Genomic DNA, 16,753 nt, shown 5'->3' on the forward strand with positions numbered 1-16,753 from the left:
AGCTGTCAGCGGTAACTGACTCAAGAGGAAGCTGCCATGGTTAAAGCTATTCCCGAAAACAAGATTGATGCGCTGCCCGAGTCGCCACAAGCGCCCGAGGCAAAACGCGAGAAGGTCGTGGCGATTATTCAGGCGCGCATGACCTCAACCCGGCTGCCGGGCAAGGTGATGCGGGAGCTATGCGGCACGCCGGTCATCGGTTGGATGGTGCGTCGGGTTGCTGCCTGCCCGCTGGTCGACGAGGTGGTGGTGGCCACCACCACCAACGCCACCGATGACCCGGTCGCGGAAGCCGCCGCGCGTTATGGTGCTTTTGTGTTTCGTGGCAGCGAGGCCAATGTGCTCTTGCGTTACTGTCAGGCGGCGGCCAAGCGCGAGGCGCAGGTCATTATTCGCATTACCGCCGACTGTCCGCTCTATGACCCGCAGCTGCTCACCCAAATGCTCGAGCGCTGGCACTTTTTGCGCGGCGCCGGCGAGCCGCTTGATTACATGAGCAACATGTGGGGTGGGCTGACCTGGCCGCGCGGTCTGGACACCACCATCTTCACCCGCGCGGTGCTTGACATCATCTGCGTAAAATCCGACCGCCCCTATCAGCTCGAGCATGTCACGCCCTACATTTATCAGCATCCGCAAGAGTTCCGCCTGCGCCCCTTCCGTGGCGACCAGGACCTGTCGCACCACCGCTGGACTCTGGATACCGAAGACGATTGGGTGCTGATCGAGGCCATCTATCAGGCGCTGGGCGACGAGTCGCGCATTTTCTCGACCGATGAAGTGCTCGACTTTCTGGCCAGACACCCGAAGCTGTCGCGCCTTAACGCCCATATACAGCAGAAGACCCTGGGCGATTGACGCATGCGGGTGGCGATCCGTTGCGACGCCGCGCCTGCGATCGGCGCCGGTCACTGGATGCGCTGTCTGGCCTTGGCGCGCGCGCTGGTGCGCGATGGCGCCGAGGTCGTTTTTCTGTGTCTTGACCATGCCGGTGACTTCAAGCCAGTTATGCAGGCGGCCGGGCTGCCGATACACTGGTTAACGGCGGCCGCTGCTGATGCGCTTCCTGCTGTCGGAGACCCTGTGGACGCAGCTGATGACGCGCAAGCCTGCGCCGCGGCGCTGGCCGCGCAGCCGCTCGACTGGCTGATTGTCGATCATTATCAGCTAGGTGCCGAGTGGCAGGCGCAGTTGCGCAAGTGCGCGCGCCGGCTGCTGGTAATCGATGACTGGCCAGAAAAATCGCACGACTGTGATCTGCTGTTGAATCTGAATCTGCCACTGCAACCTCAAGCCTATCGGCCGCTGGTGCCGGCGCATTGCCGGCTGCTGCTGGGGCCGGAATATGCGCTGCTCGGCCAGGACTTTCTGCGCCACAGCCCGCGTGCGCGCGACGGGCGCGTGCGCCGGGTGCTGATCACCTTCGGCGGCAGCGACCCGCCAGGTGCCGGCTTGCTCTGCATCGCGGCACTGGCGCAGCTGGCGCGAGCAGGCGCGCTCGACGGCATCGAACGCCTGATACTGGTCGCCGGCCCCGGCAATCGGCACTGGCGCGAGCTGCGCGCAGCGGCTCAGGAGGTGCCGCGCCTGCGTGTGGTGCGCCAAGTGCGGGCCATGGCAGCGCAACTGCAAGCGGCTGATCTGGTTATCGGCGCCGCCGGCGGTAGCCTATGGGAGCGCGGCTGGCTTGGCGTGCCGGCGCTGGTGCTGGCGCTGGTGCCGCATCAGCGCCCGGTCGCCGAGGATCTGGCCGCGCGCGATGCCATCGACTACCTCGGGTCAGTCGAACAGCTCGACGCCAAGCAACTGGCCGCGCGCATCGCCGCCGCGCTGCAAGCACCGGGCCGACTGCGGGAAATCGCGCGCAATGCCTGCAAGCTGATCGGTCAAGCCGCATTCATCCGCGCCCCGCGCGCATTCCTGGAGGCCGCCTGATGAGCAGTCCCTCTGGCCCGTGCACGCGCTGGGAGCGGTCGCGATGAATGTGCTGCTGCTCAGCTGCGGCGCCAAAGTGCCCTTGGTGCGTGCTTGGCGCGAGGCGACCGCCGAGTGCGGTGGCCGCCTGACCGCAGTCGACTGCGCCCGAGATGCCGCCGCCCTGTTCGATGCCGATCAGGCATTCCTGCTGCCGCACTGCAACCAACCTGACTGGGCGCCAACTCTTCTCGAGCTATGCGAGCGCCAACGCATCGCCGTGCTGGTGCCGACAGCCGATGTCGAACTGGCGCCCGTGGCAGCCTTGACACCGGCTCTGGCCGATATCGGCACCCAGGCGCTGGTCAGCCCGGCCTCCGCGCTCGCCCTGTGCGCCGATAAAATGCACTTCGCCGAATTCTGCCTGCAGCACGGGTTTCCAATTCCCCCGCTGGTTGAGTCAGCCTGGGAGTCAACCGAGGGGCTTGAAACGGCGTCATCCGGCAGGATCACCATCCAGGCACCCACGGGGTTGGGCGCGCCGGAGCACCTGGGAGCCAGTGCTCTGGCCGCCGATGAGTCCAGTGCATGCCCGCCGACAGCGTCGCGCCCGGTCTTCGTGCGCCCGCGCCTCGGTCGCCAGCCCGACTGCACCGGCTTGGTCCGCACCAGAGCCCGGCTCGCCGCCATGCGCGCGGACTGCCCCGAGCTGCTGGTGCAGCAAGCCATGGACGCGCCCGAGTATTCCGTCGATGCCCTGCTCGACTGGGACGGCACGCCGCTTCAGGCTGTTGCCCGTCAGCGGCTGCGCATTCGCGGCGGCGAGGCCTGCACCAGCCGGGTCGAGTCGGTCCCTGCGCTGACCGAGCTCGCGCTGGCGCTCAGCCAGGCACTTGGTCTCATCGGTCATGTCATGATGCAGGCGTTCTGGACGCCGGAGGAGGGCGCCCATGTCATCGAGGTCAACGCGCGCTTCGGCGGCGCCTCCAGCCTGTCGATCGCTGCCGGGCTCGACTCCCCGCGCCGCCTGCTTGCCCTGCTGGCCGGTGACACCGCCGCCCGCCGCCCGCGCCCAGTGCACGCCGGCCTGACCCTGCTGCGCCATGGCATCGACCGACTGGTTGACGACGCGCAGCTCGCCGCCTGGCCGCGCGCCGGGGACCAGAAATCCAGCCAGTCATCCCATGACGGATAACGCCTTTCGCATCGGCGACCTGCACTTTGGCCGCGACCAGCCGCCGCGCATCATCGCCGAGCTGTCCGGCAACCACGGCGGCTCGCTCGACACCGCCCTGGCGCTGATCGAGGCCGCCGCGCGCGCTGGGGCCGACGCCATCAAGCTACAGACCTACAAGCCCGAGACCATGACGCTGGATCACGACGGCCCCGGCTTCGTGATCGACGACCCAAACAGCCTGTGGCGCGGCGAGCGGCTGTTCGACCTCTACCTGCGCGCGGCCACCCCCTGGGACTGGCATCCGGCGCTGTTCGCGCGCGCGCGCGAGCAGGGCCTGGTCGCCTTCAGCTCGCCCTTCGACGCCAGCGCGGTGGAGTTTCTCGAAACCCTCGCCACCCCCTGCTACAAGATCGCGTCCTTCGAGAATCTCGACCAGCCGCTCCTCGCGCGCGTCGCCGCTACCGGCAAGCCGGTCATCCTCTCCACCGGCATGGCCACCGCAGAGGAACTCGACGAGTCCATCGCCTGTCTGCGCGCGCACGGCTGCCGCTCGCTGCTGCTGTTGCACTGCATCAGCGCCTACCCCGCGCCGCTCGAGCAGGCCAACCTGCGCTCCATTCCCGCCCTCGCGGCTCGCCACGGCGTCCCAGTCGGCCTGTCCGACCACAGCCTCGGACAGACCGCCGCCATCGCCGCCACCGCCCTGGGCGCGGTCGCCATCGAAAAGCACCTATGTCTTGAGCGCGTTGGAGGCGCAGTAGATGCTGCCTTCTCACTCGAACCCGAAGAGCTCAAGGCGCTGGTCACCAACACCCGCGCCACCCAAGCCGCGCTCGGCAGCGGCGAAATCGGCTGCGCGCCAGCCGAACAGGCATCCCTCACCCATCGCCGCTCCATCTACCTGGTCGCCGACCTACCCGCCGGCACCATCCTGGCCTCCGAGCATCTGCAAATCATTCGCCCCGGCCTGGGACTGCCGCCAAAAGCCTACCCGCAAGTGATCGGGCGCAGGCTGGCCTGCAATCTCGCGCGCGGCACACCCTTGCGCTGGGAGCATTTTGTGGAAGACTGATCTGCCGAAGGCGCTTGATCATGCTGCGGGCGCCGTCATCTCTGCAGTGCAGATTGTGTCAGCCGGTTGGCTGGGGCTAGGGACACTTTGGTTGCAATAGAGTCAGGGGCTTTAGTGGTGCGAAGTGTGCTATCCAAAGTGCGAGCGATAGAAGGTGTCACATTTACGAACTCGAAGGCTATGCCATCTTGGGCGATGCGAACGACACGGCCTTTAAGCTTGAATGGTCGCTCGCCACCTGGTATGGAAAAGACAAGATCGACGATATCGGACGGGGAAAAATTGTGATCGACCGTGATGAAAATGCCGCTTGCGCTGATATCCTTGGCCTGACCTAGACAGACTCGGTCATTGCATGCAACGCCCACATCGGCAGATTCTTGCTCAAAGCGCTCGTAGCGACGCTGTTGCCCAAGTTGCCATTGTTTCACGATTGCCAGCAATTTCTTCTTCTGCTCAGGATCGAGGGTCTTAATCCCTTCGATCAGTTCATCAGTTATCGCACGGGCTACCATCTTCTCAATCCTCGTTGCACGTTCACCAAGATCAATTGCTTAAGTGCGAGCGGGCAACACGGCCGAGCAACAAGTGCAAGATTGGCGTTATCCTTGTGCTTGGGTGTTTCGCACTAAGTCTCATTTTAGTGCATAAACAGAACACTGCAAGAGCGGTCACAAATATACCGCTGTAGCCACGCAGGCTCTCAGAAAAAGAGCAAGACGCATCCTTTAGCGGTTGGCAAACCCGGTAGGGATGGTGCCGCATGACAGAGAATCGGACCAAGGTATATCGCCTCGCGCTCATCGGTCTTGGCCGGGTGGCTTGGCTGCTGGAGCGTGACCCTTTGCGCACCAAGCCCTGCACGCATTTGGGTGCCTGGCTGGAGCGGGATGATGTGCGTCTGGTCGGTGCCTGCGACACGGCCCCGGAGCGTCGCGCGGCCTTTGCCGAGTTTTTCCCGGAGGTTCCGCTCTATGATGATTACCAGGAGATGCTGGAGCAGGAGCGGCCGGAATTACTGAGCATCTGCGCCTATGCCACCGAGCGCTGCGAGATGGTGGTGGCTGCGACCGAGGGGGGCGTGCGCGGCATCTGGTGCGAGAAGGCGATGGCCACTTCGCTGGAGGAGGCCGACCGGATGGCGCGTGCCTTGGATGCATCCGAGACCCAGATGATCGTTGCCTTCACCCGGCGTTGGTCGCCGGCCTATGCGACGGTGCGGGATTGGCTTGCCGCGGGGCGCATCGGCGCGCTTGAGTCCGTGAATGTGCATTTTGCAAGCAACCTGCTGCACACCGGCACCCATGCCTTTGACGTGCTGCGGCTGTGGTGCGGGGAGCCGACGGCGGTGCGCGCCTGGCTGGATGATGACTCCGGCCTTGCCGAGCAGAGCGGCTATCGCTTCGATGGGGAAGACATTGTCGAGGACCTCGGCGGTCTGGTGGTGATCGAGTTTCCCGACAGGGTGCGCGCCACGGTGCAGGGGCGCGACAAGGGCTATTTTCGCTTCGAGTTCGAGTTGCTTGGCAGTCGCGGCATGATCCGGGTGGGCAACGACCAGCGCGAGCTCTGGCTGCCCGGCAGCTCGATGCGTTTTGCCGGTTTTGTGGAGCTGTGCCAGGCGGAATTCCCTGACCCTGGGCCTTTCAACACCTGGCGCTCGGCGGCGGAGAATCTGATCGCTGCGGTTGAGGGCCGCGCCGAGCCCGCCTGCGGTATCCAGGACGGACGCGAGGCGCTGGCCATCGCGCTCGCCGCCCATGGCAGCCATCGCCAGGGCGGGGCGCCGGTGGCGCCGAGCGAGGTGCCACCGGTGCTGCGGGTACCAAGCCGCTGATCAGTAGGACGCTGGCCAGGGCGGTTGCCAACCAGGCCGCCAACCCACTGGAGTCGTGGCGAGAACTCGGTCGCGCGCGCATAATGCGCGCATGAGCGAGCAGATTGGTTCTCATCAGACTTCCGGGCATCAAAGTCTCGGTTCGTCAAATCACGGGCAGGGTCTCGATCGGGGCACGGGCGATACGCGCCAGGCTGCCGACAATCATGCTGAGCAGGGGGCCGCCGCGCGAGCCGGTCCCGATGTTCGCAAGGCGAGAGGTGGAGGAAAGCTCCGCCCACCCAGAGTGCAAGGGCCGCGCATTCGTCGCGAGAAGCGAACCATCGCGGCGATGACTCACCTTTATTGCCAGGACCACCATGGCACAACCGGCGGTCTGTGCGATGACTGCGCGGAGCTGGTCAATTACGCGCATCGTCGCCTCGATTACTGCCCCTTCGGCGAATCGAAATACACCTGTCTGGACTGTCGCATTAACTGTTATACCGCCGACAGAGCCCTGACGACGCGTGAGGTGATGCGCTATGCCGGCCCCCGACTTTGGCGGCGAAATCCGCTATTGGCCCTGCTGCATCTTCTCGACGGCCGTGTCTTGCATCGGGCCCCGAAGCGGGCGCAATCGGCGCCGTCAGCAGGCGCTGGGCGCAGCCGACGATCCTGATGTTTTCTCAGTGCCGGCATGGTGCCTTTTCAGTGCCCGTGCTCGCGGTTGAGCGTCAGAAAGGCACGTCATCCATGCCGTTGTCGAAAAACGGCGGCTCGTCGGGGCCGAGCGGCGGTGGGCTTTCGTCCTGCTGCTGTAACGGCGAGACCCGCCAGGCTTTCACGTCGGTATACCAACGCCCGTTGTATTCGCGGCTTTCAAGGTCAATCTCGACACGCAGCTGCTGGCCCTCGCGGATGGCAAAGTCGTCGATTTTGTCGCCCCACACCATGAAGCAGATTTTCTTCGGATAATCGGCTTGCGTCTCCAGCACATACTCCTGCTTGCGCCAGGTGCCGCGCGCGGAGGTGCCGGATTTTTCCGGAATGGCCTGAATAATGGTGCCGCTGATTTCCATCGGAGAATCCTTCGATCTGTCGCTCTACTAATGTGTTTGCCGGCGCCGTCGCGGCGGTTTCAGCCCCGATGCAACCGGTCAGGCCGCTGCCTGATTTTGCGTCCATAGTGCCCTGCCACGCCCATGGAGTCCAGACGCGGCTTGATAATCAACAATGTTGGCAGACGCTGTTTCGCGCTTCAATGGCGCAAGCAGCCGCAGAGCGTTGGCCAGCGAGCCTTATCCGCGGCGATAGGCTGGAATTTGAATGTCTGGATTTACGAGAGACGAGGAAACCCGAATGAAGACCATTGCCATCACGGCGAACGATGATCGCGGCCTGGCCGGCGAAATGTCGATGCACTTCGGCCACTGCAGCCATTTCGTCCTGGCCACCCTGGATGACAACAGCCAGGTGAAATCAACCGACGTGCGCCCCAACCCCTATGCCGAGCAGCACCAGCCGGGGCAGATTCCGGATTTCGTCAAGTCCCTGGGCGCTGACGTGGTGCTCTCAGGCGGCATGGGCGGCCGCGCTATCGAGTTCTTTGATGAACTCGGCATTGAGGTCGCCACCGGCCACCGCCCAAGCGTCGGTGCTGCGATCGATGCCTATGTGGCGGGCGAGCTCAACGGCGCCGACGGCTGCGCGCATGATCATCACTGATGACTAGTCGCCGAGGACGCCGGCCTGGGTGATCAGCCGTCACCGGTCAGTTCCGCCAGCCTGTTGGCGGCGGGCTCGACGGTCAAACGTCCGCGTTGCACGCCTTGGCTCGGACGCTGACCAGCAAGCCTGGTGCCTGGTGGGGCCTTTGGGGCGGCGCTCCATTAGAAGGGCATCGACATCACACGCGATTGGTCGGAAATCCCCAAGGTGATTGCGCGCACTCCCGTATTGCCTGACTGTTCTTAAGTTTTTGCTTGCGGGCATGCCCGTGGGCTATCCTTGCCGAACACGAATTTCGTAGTGCGAGGTATGCCTTGGCGACATCCGCGACGAAGCTCGATGACCTCTCCGCCAAACTGATTGCCTGGGCCAAGGCCCATGCCACGGACAGGCGGGAGTCGGTGCTGGACCTGCCGCACCTCATGCTGGGTGCCCTGAAAGCGGACGCTGGGCGCGAACTGATTGGCGAGCTTCTCGCATCCGACTACCCGCTTGACCCCTCGCGCTTCGCGCCAGACTTGCGCGAGCGCCTCGCGCGCGTTTCCCAACCCATCACTGACCAGCAACTGCCCCTGTCGCCGCGGCTCAAGGCGCTGGTTGGCGACCTCATGGCGCGGTATCGGGAGCTGTCCGCCAAGCCGCTCCTGGAGCGGCTGATCGAGGAGCTGGACGACGACCCGGACTGGAAGCAATGGCTGTTCGATCCCGCCCGCCAGCACCGCGTGGCCAGCGGCAGCCGCTGGGATGCGCTCAAAGCCGCGTCCGAGCGGGTCTCAGAATTCCGTTCGGCCTTGGCGGGGCGCGTTCTTGGCCAGGAGCAAGCCGTCGAGGCGGTGTGCGAGGCGCTCTTTGCCAACCTGCTGGTGCCCCCGCGCGGCGAGGGTGACAGCAAAGGCCCGCGCATGGTGCTCACATTCGCGGGGCCGCCGGGCGTGGGCAAGACCTTCCTCGCGGAAACGCTCGCCGCCCAACTCGGCCAAGCCCCGCCGCAAGCGCCAGTTGCAATGCAGGGGGCAAGCCCCGCATCGATACCGGCGTCAAAGCAGGCGGCTAATCAGACAGCAACCCCGTCATCAGCCCAGTCAGCAACCCCATTCAGCCGTACCTCGGGATCTAGCCCTTTCTGCCGCGCCTCGGGATCAAACCGCCTTAGCACTTCTTCGGGGTAAAGCTCCTCAAGGCGTTCCTCGGGGTCGAGTTGGGGCAGGTAGGTTTTGAGCCAGTCGCGGGCTTCGCGCTTCATGTCTTCGTAGGTGTGTGCCATCTTGCCTTCTCCAAATCGGTGATGGGCCGTGAGGTTGTGCAGATGCGTGCCCACGTCGCTGCGCGGGCGATAACTCGTGAAAGCTGCCCGCCAGTGCGCCTCGTCGGTGGCAAACAGGCCCTAGGGGGCGTTGCGCGGGTGGAGTTCGAGCTGGTTGATCACCACCAAGCGCAGGTCGCGGGTGCCGACGGACAGGCGATAGATTCCGGCCGATTCCGGCCTTTGCGGTCTTTTGACAACTCCCTGGTGGCAGTTGTTTGACCAGCTTGCGCGGAAAGCGCGTGGCGATGGCGTAGGAGCGGAAGTCCTCGGCCGGCAGCAGCGGATAGGCTTTGCGCGGTTCCGCAACGGGGGTTTCATCGCCAGCGGGTAAGTGGCGCAGAGAGCGGATGGAGGCGAGCTTGCAGTAGGTGACGTAGTGGCTGTTCAGTTTTTCGGCCGCCCAAACATCAAGGGGAATCGGTGTCGCCAAAAGACGCAGGCGTACACTTAGCGCGGCGATTCGCTACTGTCACCAAGAACGGGTGGACGTTGATTGGTTTGTGGAAGACCAAGCTAGAAGAATCCTGCCGCGAATCTCGTGCGGCTGATCATTCATCACCATTCGGGTCGGCGCGCCGCGACAAATGAGTTGTCACAGCGTGTCGACTGAATACCAACGGATGAGAGGATCGGAGCTGAGCAGCCGCATTGGCTCCGTTTTGGCTTGGGCGATCAGGAGTCGGTCGAAGGGATCGCGGTGATGGTCGGGAAGGTGGCGAACCGTGGCGGCGTGGCTGCCGGTGATGGGCAATTCGTGAAAGCCGGTTGCCAATCCGGCCGCGCGGACAACCTCGGGCTCCGCGTCGAAGTCAGGCCGATTCAAGGCGCGCTTGATCGCAATTTCCCAGATATTTGCGGCACTGAAGAAGACCTCATGTTCGGGAGATTCCAGCATCTCCCTGTGAGAGGGCGCGAGCCGGGCTGGCTCAAGGAGGGACCAGAGCAGGATATGCGTATCGAGGAGGACGCGCATCATCGACCCTCGATGGCGTCGATGAATTCGGCAGGGGTCGCGGGCAGCGGTTTGTTGTCGTCCGCGGGTAGCTTGTATCGTCCGGCGAGCCGCCCGAGCACGCGCCGAGCCGGTGGTGCTTCAATGGGCACCAGGCGCACGACCGGTTTGCCGGCTCGGGCAATCACTGCTTCACCACCGGATTCGACTTGTTCGATGATCCGCGACAGGCGCGTCTTGGCCTCATGAATGTTAAACTGCGTTTGCATCGCTGGTCCTCTCAATTAGCTAGACTTAGTCTAGTTACGAGTCGGCTAACGGATCAAGCATTTTTCTTGGGAATTGCTTGGAGAAATTGCCGCTCATGTCGCTAACGCCGAGGGTTGTGTCTTCGCATTCCCCCTGAAAGCAAAGCTTGCAGGCCAGTTCGTCGTCGAGCTTGGGGTTTTTGAAAGGCGCAAGTTGCCCGGGAGTTGTTGGCGCGTATGGATTCACCAGGATTTCTAGGAGGATGATGTTCCTTTCGTTCTCTTTTGAATAGCAGCACACCTGGAAGCTGGCGCCAGGCGGGTCCTCGAGCGTGAGGCCGGCGGCTGGCACCAGGTCCGTGTGGGCTTGTCCGCAAGAGAAGCGATAGTTCGCGCCTTAGCCGTCGGCCGCCGGCATGGGGCTGGTGAGAGTGCTTTGGGTTGCGGGGTCAATGGTGTATTCCTTGCCGTTCCAGGACCAGATGACGGACTGGTTGATGAGCAGGTTGCGCCTGCCTTGGTGGTAATGCTCGTCCAAGGTCAGTCCGGTTTGCAGGATGCCGTGCTCACCAGCACCGCCGCTGGCGCTGATGGACAGCAGCGGCCGCGAGCCCTGACCGGGTTGGGTGGAGTAGATGCGCAAGTGTCAGCGAGTTTCGGCATCAATTCAAGGCCATCGCCTGTTCGACCAGTTCGACGAAGCGGACGCGGTGGCCATTTTGGTCTTTGCCGACGGCGCCCCGAGTGAGTTGCAGCACGTCGCCGAGACTGTAATCGCCGACAGCCGGGTTGTTCTGGAGGAGCTGCGCGAAACTGGCGACGGCGACGGCGAAACGGGTATCGTCGGATTGCTGGGCCAGGGGCGCCTTGTCGGCTGCGGTGACGGGTCGCTCCATCAGGCGTGAGGCGGTCTCTCCAGGGGCTTTCCAGCGGATGCGAAGATGGGCGAGCTCGGCCTGCCGATCCGCGGCTGACGGGGTTTGCGGAGATGTCGGGGTGGATGCGGATTCGGCGCCCTGTCTGTCGCCATAGCGTCGCTGCGGAAGCCGCAGGCCGGCCGAACCGGGCGCGGCGATTCCTAGATGGCAGTGACCCTGTGGCCGTCGCCGATCTCGCCCGCGTCGACGGCATCGTTGGCGAAGTCTTCCTCGCGTAGCATTCGCGTCTCGTAGCCGACCAGGCGGTATTCGGCTACCTGTGCAGGGTTGAACTCGACCTGGAATTTGACATCATCGGCGATGGGCTGTAGCTGGGCGGCGCCGGCGTAGGTGACCAGGGCGACATGGTCGTCGCCGTTAAGTTGGTCTACCAGTACGGCCATGGAGCGCTTGACCAGGTCCAGGCGGTCGGGGCCGCGCATGGATCCGGACACGTCGGCCAGCAGGACCACGTTGGCCGGTGGCAGCTTGGCCCGTTGCGGGGCCCAACCGCGAATACCCACCACCATCAATTCGCGTCCCTGCCCCCAGGGCGACGGCATCAGGTGAACCGAAGGCGCGAAAGGTTTTGCGGCGCTCTCTGGGCGCGGATAGTTGTAGTCGAAGTAGTTGACCAGCTCCTCCACCTGCACGGCGTCGGCCGGGGGGGCCCCATCGCGGATAAAGCGCCGCACGATGCCCATGGAGGCGGTGTCCACGTCGGCGGAGAAGGTGGAGATGGGTTGATCGCTGGTGCGAATCACGCCGTTCAGGTCAGTCTCGGCGAAGCGATCACGCTCGACGATGCCTGCCTCGGGCAACGGGCTGGGCGATGGCGGGGCCACCCTACCCATGCCATCGGCCATTTTCATGGCCGGCCGGGCTGATTGGGGCGCCGTTCGGGTCAGGGGGGCGACTCTTCGAGCGCAGCCGCTATGTTGGGCGGCTGCATAAAAAAGAAGTATCTCGGGAGCCGGCGCGGGTGCGCCGCCACGGGCTGAGCTGGCGGCCCGCCCCTCTAGGATGGCGGCTTCCGCCCGTTCCACGATGGTTAGACAGCTCTCGCCCGTGAGCCCTGCGTGAGTCCAGCCGAGCACTACCAAGCCCGCAGCGGCTAGGACCAGGTGGGTCGCGATTCCAACATTCTGTCGCATGATGGCCTCCTATTGAATGCCGGCTGAGTTGGCCGTCTAGGCCGTTTGGTGTTCGCTTCGTCCGTGGATAGCATGCCGCTGAGGGCTGCCCCGGTCTAGGGAAAACCGTTTTCTCTGTGTCGCGGCCAGCGTCGGCTGGCCGCGACATAATGCGCCTCGAGCTACTGAACGCTGCCGAATGACTTGTCGACGGCGCCAGCTGGCGCCTGCAGGCCGGCCAGACGGCAGCCTTGAGCCACGGGGCCGCCGGGTAAGAGCTCATAGAGGTATTTGATGCCGCCGCGCGCGTGAAAATGCTCATCGAGCGCGTCGTGCAGCTTGCGAACATTGGGCGTCTCATCGGCTGCGAAGAACGCCTGCAGCGCGCTAATCAGCTCCCAGTGATCTGCCTCCAATTTCAGGTCGTCAGCACTGGCCGTGGCTTCGGCGCTGGCGCTGCTCCAGCCTTCCGGAGCGTGCGGAAACTGGGGGTCATGCTGGCGGTTTGCCGGGTTCATAATTTCGCTCATGGTCTCGGCCATGGTAAAACTCCTCTTGGCTTTGGTGTTGGATTCTGTTGTGCACTGTCGCGACGGATCGCGCGCTTGATTGTCTACTGGACTTGCGTCGGTGCGTCAAGCCGCTGGTGCTGGAGACGCGCCCGGCATCATCCAGGTTTCAGCAGCGGGAGGTTCATCGCCGATTGGTCTATGCTTGTTTCCTACTGCGGTGCGAAGGAGGTTTGATCGATGCAATTGCCAGGGGTCGAGACGCAGGTTTTTGAAGATGCCAAGGCGGTGGCCGAGGCGGCGGCGGAGAGGATAATGCAGCTCGGCCGCGCGGCCGTGGCCGAGCGCGGCTGGTTCAACCTGGTACTGGCCGGTGGCACCACACCGGAGGCGGCCTATCGGTTGCTCGCGCAGACGCACCAGGACTGGAGCGGCTGGCGTTTCTTTGTCGGCGACGAGCGCTGTTTGCCGGTGGATGATCCGCAACGCAATAGCCGCATGGCGCTGAACTCCTGGCTGGAGCCAGCGGGCATTCATCCAAGCCAGCTCGCCGCGATTCCGGCCGAGCTGGGGCCGGAGGCGGCGGCCAGTGCTTACGCGCCAGTGGTCGCCGAGGCGCTGCCGTTCGATCTGGTGTTGCTCGGCATGGGCGAGGATGGGCATACCGCCAGCCTGTTTCCGGGCTTGGCCTCCGATCGCGAGCTGTCGGGGCCAGATCTGGTCGTGCCGGTGCGCGACGCGCCCAAGCCGCCACCCGATCGGGTCTCCCTGACGGCAGGTGCGCTTGGCGCCTGTCGGCAGATGTTGCTGTTGGTCACTGGAGCCGGAAAACACCATGCGCTGGAGCAATGGCAGCAGGGCGCGGCACTCCCTGTCGCGCGGGTTGCCGCTGCCGGGTCTGCGTTGATCATGCTTGATCAAAGCGCTGAGACCGGGGCGTAATTGCGCCAGTTAGCGCGCCGAATGGCCGGTCGGCCAGGGTGGCTTAACGAAACCGCCGTGCGGCATACTGCTGATGGTAGTCTTCGGCGTAATAGAAGGTCGGCGCTGGGCGGATGTCGGTCGTGATCGTCTCGCTGCCCGTGGCGTCGAGCTTGCGCTGTTCAGCAGCCAGGCTTTCGCGCGCGGCGCTTAGGTGGTCGTCGCCATCGGTGAAAATGACCGAACGGTACTGGGTGCCAATATCGACCCCCTGGCGCATGCCGCTGGTTGGGTTGTGGTTGCTCCAGAAGTGCTCCAGGCAGGCTTCAAAAGACAGCCGCTGGGGGTCGAAGACCACCAGCACGACTTCGGCATGGCCGGTGAGACCGCTGCAGACTTCCTCGTAAGTTGGGTTGGGCGTCAGGCCGCCGGCGTAGCCCACGGCGGTGGTGTGCACGCCTTCGAGCTGCCAGAAGCCTTGCTCCGCGCCCCAGAAACAGCCCATGCCGAACAAGACCTGGCGTATGCCCGTGGGGAAGGGCGGGCGCATCGAGGTGCCGAGCACCAGATGCTGACCACCGATGACCATGGGCTGGGTGCGCCCGGGCATGGCTTCGCTGGGGCCTGGAAGCTCGAGTTTTTTGCCGAATGGGAACATCATAGTCGTCTCCGCGCGAAAGGCTGTTTGCGTTTTAAACCTACTCCGTGCAACCAGGGATGTCGATTTTGTCTTCGAATTACCGCCTGCTGACGTTGGATCTAGACGATACCCTCTGGCCCTGTCACCCGACTATTGAGCGTGCCGAGGCGCATTTCCATGCCTGGCTCGACGAGCAGGTGCCGCGGCTGGCCGCTGCGCACGATCTGGACAGCCTGCGCCGGCACCGGCGCGAGCTTTACGAAACGCGCCCGGATATCGCCCATGACATGACTGCGCTGCGGCAAGTGTCGCTGGAGTTGCTGCTCGAAGACTTTGGTTACTCCACCGCCATGGCCACGGAGGCGGTTGCGCTTTTTTGCGCCCACCGCAACCGAGTCGAGCCATACGAGGAGGTGGCGGAGATGCTGCGTCTGCTCGGGCGCTCCTACCAACTGGTCTCGGTCACCAACGGCAATGCTGAGGTGGCGCTGACACCGCTGCGGGACTGCTTTCATTGCTCCCTGACCGCAGCCGGCGTTGGGGCTGCCAAGCCCGACCCGGCCATGTTTCGCGCGGCCATGCGCTGGGCTGGGGTGACACCAGCCGAGACCCTGCATGTGGGCGATGATCCCATCCGCGATATCGAAGGGGCGCGCCAATGCGGGCTGGATGCCGTCTGGGTCAACCGCACCGGCGCAGTCTGGCCGGAGGAGCTGCCGCCGCCTTTGGCTGAAGTGGCCGACCTGCATGGATTGCGTGACTGGCTCGACGGGGCAAGCCATGCATTTTGATGTGCTGAAAACCGATGGTCTCGCCCGCCGTGGTCGGCTTGAGCTGCCGCGCGGCAGCATCGACACCCCGGCCTTCATGCCGGTGGGAACCTATGGCACCGTCAAGGGCGTCACACCAGAGGAGGTCCGCGCCCTCGGTGCCCAGATCATTCTCGGTAACAGCTTCCATCTGATGGTGCGCCCAGGGACCGACATCATCGCCGCGCACGGCGACCTGCATGATTTCATGCACTGGGATGGTCCTATTCTGACCGACTCTGGCGGGTTTCAGGTGTTTAGCTTGGGCGACCTGCGCAAGATCACCGAGCAGGGCGTGCAGTTTCGCTCCCCGGTCGACGGGGCCAAGCTGTTCATGGGGCCGGAAGAGTCGATGGCGGTGCAGCGCGCGCTCGGTGCCGATATCGTGATGATCTTCGACGACTGCACGCCCTATCCGGCCAGTCACGAGCAGGCGCGCACATCCATGGAGCTATCTCTGCGCTGGGCGGCGCGCAGTAAAATCGCGCACGGGGATAATCCGGCAGCGCTCTTTGGCATCGTGCAGGGCGGCATGTTCACCGATCTGCGCGCGGCCTCGCTCGACGGGCTGCTTGAGCTCGGTTTCGACGGCTATGCAGTCGGTGGTCTTTCTGTAGGCGAGCCGTCGCAGGAGCGCGAGCAGGTGCTCGATCATCTGGCCGAGCGACTCCCGGCCGACAAACCGCATTATCTGATGGGGGTTGGCACCCCGCTCGACATCATCGATGCCGTGCAGCGCGGCATCGATATGTTCGATTGCGTGATGCCAACCCGCAACGCGCGCAACGGCCATCTGTTCACCAGCCAGGGCGTGGTGCGCATTCGCAACGCCGTGCACCGGCAAGACACCGGTCCGCTCGACTCCGACTGCGACTGCCCAAGCTGCCGCGACTACAGCCGCGCCTACCTGCATCATCTCGACAGATGCAACGAAATGCTCGGCGCCCGGCTCAACACCCTGCACAATCTCACTTACTACCAACGCCTGATGCGCGATCTGCGCGCCGCGATTGAGCAGGAGCAGGTATCGGCGTTTGCTGCCAGCCTGGCCGAGGCTTACCGGCGCTCCTGACCGGGCTGAAAACGCTTATGACCAGAACAGGTTGAACCGATGGCCATCGAGATAGAGCGCAAATTTCTCGTCCGTGATGACAGCTGGCGGGCGCAGAGCGAGTCCGACTCGCGCATCGTGCAGGGATATTTGAGCACCGATGCACGCCTAACGCTGCGCGCGAGGCTGCGCGGCGAGCAGGCGTTTCTCACACTCAAGGGGCCGACCCGCGGGGTGGCGCGCTCGGAGTTTGAGTATCCGATTCCGCCGGAGGATGCCGAGACCATGCTGGCTGAGTTTGCGCAGAGTGCCTTGATCGAGAAGCGCCGTTACCTGGTGCGCGAGCAAGGCTGGTTGTGGGAGGTTGACGAGTTCGCCGGCGACAATCACGGGCTGGTGCTGGCCGAGATCGAGCTGCCTGACGTCGCGCAGGAGTTTCCGCGACCCGTCTGGCTTGGCGAGGAGGTCTCGCATGATCCGCGCTATTTTAATTCCAGCCTGGCACGTCATCCGTTCGCGCGTTGGTGAGCGGTCGGGTTTGTCGAGTCTTCCGAGCA

The 16,753-nt window shown here is 64.1% G+C and carries 23 protein-coding genes; 12 read left to right on the plus strand and 11 right to left on the minus strand.

Annotation, left to right across the window (positions count from 1 at the left end; genetic code table 11):
• Positions 1-36 precede the first annotated feature (36 nt).
• From Thiosp_RS05165 to pseI, 4 genes are read left to right on the plus strand one after another with little or no spacing between them, the layout of a single operon-like run.
• Entirely contained in the window at positions 37-858 is an 822-nt protein-coding gene (locus Thiosp_RS05165; RefSeq protein WP_201065855.1) for a cytidylyltransferase domain-containing protein, read from the plus strand.
• Between the two features lie 3 nt (positions 859-861).
• Complete coding sequence (pseG, locus tag Thiosp_RS05170; protein ID WP_201065853.1) at positions 862-1,935, plus strand: UDP-2,4-diacetamido-2,4,6-trideoxy-beta-L-altropyranose hydrolase; 1,074 nt, start codon at positions 862-864, stop codon at positions 1,933-1,935.
• 43 nt (positions 1,936-1,978) lie between these two features.
• Entirely contained in the window at positions 1,979-3,109 is a 1,131-nt protein-coding gene (locus tag Thiosp_RS05175; protein ID WP_201065851.1) for an ATP-grasp domain-containing protein, read from the plus strand.
• Positions 3,099-4,163 carry a pseudaminic acid synthase gene (pseI, locus tag Thiosp_RS05180; RefSeq protein WP_201065849.1) on the plus strand — a complete coding sequence of 355 codons (1,065 nt, stop codon included), beginning with the start codon at positions 3,099-3,101 and terminating at the stop codon, positions 4,161-4,163. Before Thiosp_RS05175 ends, pseI begins: the two co-directional genes overlap by 11 nt.
• 35 nt (positions 4,164-4,198) lie before the next feature.
• Here pseI and Thiosp_RS05185 read toward each other — a convergent pair whose 3' ends face one another.
• The gene (locus Thiosp_RS05185; RefSeq protein ID WP_201065847.1) at positions 4,199-4,678 is read right to left on the minus strand and encodes a PilZ domain-containing protein; all 480 of its coding nucleotides are present in this window, start codon (positions 4,676-4,678) and stop codon (positions 4,199-4,201) included.
• 248 nt (positions 4,679-4,926) lie between these two features.
• Here Thiosp_RS05185 and Thiosp_RS05190 point away from each other — a divergent pair, with 248 nt between their 5' ends.
• The gene (locus tag Thiosp_RS05190) at positions 4,927-6,000 is read left to right on the plus strand and encodes a Gfo/Idh/MocA family protein (protein WP_201065846.1); all 1,074 of its coding nucleotides are present in this window, start codon (positions 4,927-4,929) and stop codon (positions 5,998-6,000) included.
• 145 nt (positions 6,001-6,145) lie between these two features.
• Here Thiosp_RS05190 and Thiosp_RS05195 read toward each other — a convergent pair whose 3' ends face one another.
• Entirely contained in the window at positions 6,146-6,292 is a 147-nt protein-coding gene (locus Thiosp_RS05195; RefSeq protein WP_242518457.1) for a hypothetical protein, read from the minus strand.
• A 39-nt stretch (positions 6,293-6,331) separates the two neighbouring features.
• Between Thiosp_RS05195 and Thiosp_RS05200 the strand changes: the two genes are divergently transcribed.
• Positions 6,332-6,661 (plus strand): nitrous oxide-stimulated promoter family protein, encoded by a 330-nt coding sequence (locus Thiosp_RS05200; RefSeq protein WP_242518456.1) that lies wholly within the window; start codon positions 6,332-6,334, stop codon positions 6,659-6,661.
• Positions 6,662-6,716: 55 nt separating this feature from the next.
• Here the strand turns inward: Thiosp_RS05200 and Thiosp_RS05205 are convergent, their stop codons facing one another.
• Positions 6,717-7,061: a DUF3127 domain-containing protein gene (locus Thiosp_RS05205; protein WP_201065844.1), complete on the minus strand. Its 345-nt coding sequence runs from the start codon at positions 7,059-7,061 to the stop codon at positions 6,717-6,719.
• Between the two features lie 280 nt (positions 7,062-7,341).
• Between Thiosp_RS05205 and Thiosp_RS05210 the strand changes: the two genes are divergently transcribed.
• Positions 7,342-7,707: a NifB/NifX family molybdenum-iron cluster-binding protein gene (locus tag Thiosp_RS05210; RefSeq protein ID WP_201065843.1), complete on the plus strand. Its 366-nt coding sequence runs from the start codon at positions 7,342-7,344 to the stop codon at positions 7,705-7,707.
• Positions 7,708-8,024: 317 nt separating this feature from the next.
• Entirely contained in the window at positions 8,025-8,879 is an 855-nt protein-coding gene (locus Thiosp_RS05215) for a hypothetical protein (protein ID WP_201065842.1), read from the plus strand.
• Positions 8,880-9,608: 729 nt separating this feature from the next.
• Here the strand turns inward: Thiosp_RS05215 and Thiosp_RS05220 are convergent.
• The 7 genes from Thiosp_RS05220 to Thiosp_RS05250 all read right to left on the minus strand — a co-directional run bounded on the left by Thiosp_RS05220 (position 9,609) and on the right by Thiosp_RS05250 (position 12,808).
• Positions 9,609-9,989 (minus strand): type II toxin-antitoxin system VapC family toxin, encoded by a 381-nt coding sequence (locus tag Thiosp_RS05220; protein ID WP_201065923.1) that lies wholly within the window; start codon positions 9,987-9,989, stop codon positions 9,609-9,611.
• Positions 9,989-10,237, minus strand: a complete 249-nt coding sequence (locus tag Thiosp_RS05225) for a type II toxin-antitoxin system Phd/YefM family antitoxin (protein ID WP_201065841.1) — start codon at positions 10,235-10,237, stop codon at positions 9,989-9,991. The genes Thiosp_RS05220 and Thiosp_RS05225 overlap by 1 nt, the downstream gene beginning before the upstream one ends.
• Positions 10,238-10,271: 34 nt before the next feature.
• Positions 10,272-10,568: a hypothetical protein gene (locus Thiosp_RS05230; RefSeq protein WP_323696847.1), complete on the minus strand. Its 297-nt coding sequence runs from the start codon at positions 10,566-10,568 to the stop codon at positions 10,272-10,274.
• 45 nt (positions 10,569-10,613) lie between these two features.
• Positions 10,614-10,859 carry a hypothetical protein gene (locus Thiosp_RS05235; protein WP_201065839.1) on the minus strand — a complete coding sequence of 82 codons (246 nt, stop codon included), beginning with the start codon at positions 10,857-10,859 and terminating at the stop codon, positions 10,614-10,616.
• 19 nt (positions 10,860-10,878) lie between these two features.
• Complete coding sequence (locus tag Thiosp_RS05240; RefSeq protein ID WP_201065922.1) at positions 10,879-11,403, minus strand: YfbK domain-containing protein; 525 nt, start codon at positions 11,401-11,403, stop codon at positions 10,879-10,881.
• Entirely contained in the window at positions 11,295-12,005 is a 711-nt protein-coding gene (locus tag Thiosp_RS05245; RefSeq protein WP_201065837.1) for a YfbK domain-containing protein, read from the minus strand. Before Thiosp_RS05245 ends, Thiosp_RS05240 begins: the two co-directional genes overlap by 109 nt.
• 443 nt (positions 12,006-12,448) lie before the next feature.
• Positions 12,449-12,808, minus strand: coding sequence for a TusE/DsrC/DsvC family sulfur relay protein (locus Thiosp_RS05250; protein ID WP_201065835.1), 360 nt, complete (start codon positions 12,806-12,808; stop codon positions 12,449-12,451).
• 207 nt (positions 12,809-13,015) lie between these two features.
• On the opposite strand from Thiosp_RS05250, the gene pgl reads away from it, so the two are divergent.
• The gene (gene pgl, locus Thiosp_RS05255) at positions 13,016-13,717 is read left to right on the plus strand and encodes a 6-phosphogluconolactonase (protein ID WP_201065834.1); all 702 of its coding nucleotides are present in this window, start codon (positions 13,016-13,018) and stop codon (positions 13,715-13,717) included.
• A gap of 43 nt (positions 13,718-13,760) precedes the next feature.
• Here the strand turns inward: pgl and msrA are convergent, their stop codons facing one another.
• Positions 13,761-14,354, minus strand: a complete 594-nt coding sequence (gene msrA / locus Thiosp_RS05260) for a peptide-methionine (S)-S-oxide reductase MsrA (RefSeq protein WP_201065921.1) — start codon at positions 14,352-14,354, stop codon at positions 13,761-13,763.
• 59 nt (positions 14,355-14,413) lie between these two features.
• Here msrA and Thiosp_RS05265 point away from each other — a divergent pair, with 59 nt between their 5' ends.
• The 3 genes from Thiosp_RS05265 to Thiosp_RS05275 are packed head-to-tail and all read left to right on the plus strand — an operon-like array spanning position 14,414 to position 16,724.
• A complete protein-coding gene (locus tag Thiosp_RS05265; protein WP_201065833.1) occupies positions 14,414-15,127 on the plus strand; it encodes an HAD family hydrolase in 714 nt (237 codons plus the stop codon).
• Positions 15,117-16,217 carry a tRNA guanosine(34) transglycosylase Tgt gene (gene tgt, locus Thiosp_RS05270; RefSeq protein ID WP_201065832.1) on the plus strand — a complete coding sequence of 367 codons (1,101 nt, stop codon included), beginning with the start codon at positions 15,117-15,119 and terminating at the stop codon, positions 16,215-16,217. The genes Thiosp_RS05265 and tgt overlap by 11 nt, the downstream gene beginning before the upstream one ends.
• A 39-nt stretch (positions 16,218-16,256) precedes the next feature.
• Positions 16,257-16,724 carry a CYTH domain-containing protein gene (locus Thiosp_RS05275; protein ID WP_201065831.1) on the plus strand — a complete coding sequence of 156 codons (468 nt, stop codon included), beginning with the start codon at positions 16,257-16,259 and terminating at the stop codon, positions 16,722-16,724.
• Positions 16,725-16,753 lie beyond the last annotated feature (29 nt).

It is taken from the genome of Thiorhodovibrio litoralis (assembly GCF_033954455.1).
Classification (GTDB): domain Bacteria; phylum Pseudomonadota; class Gammaproteobacteria; order Chromatiales; family Chromatiaceae; genus Thiorhodovibrio; species Thiorhodovibrio litoralis.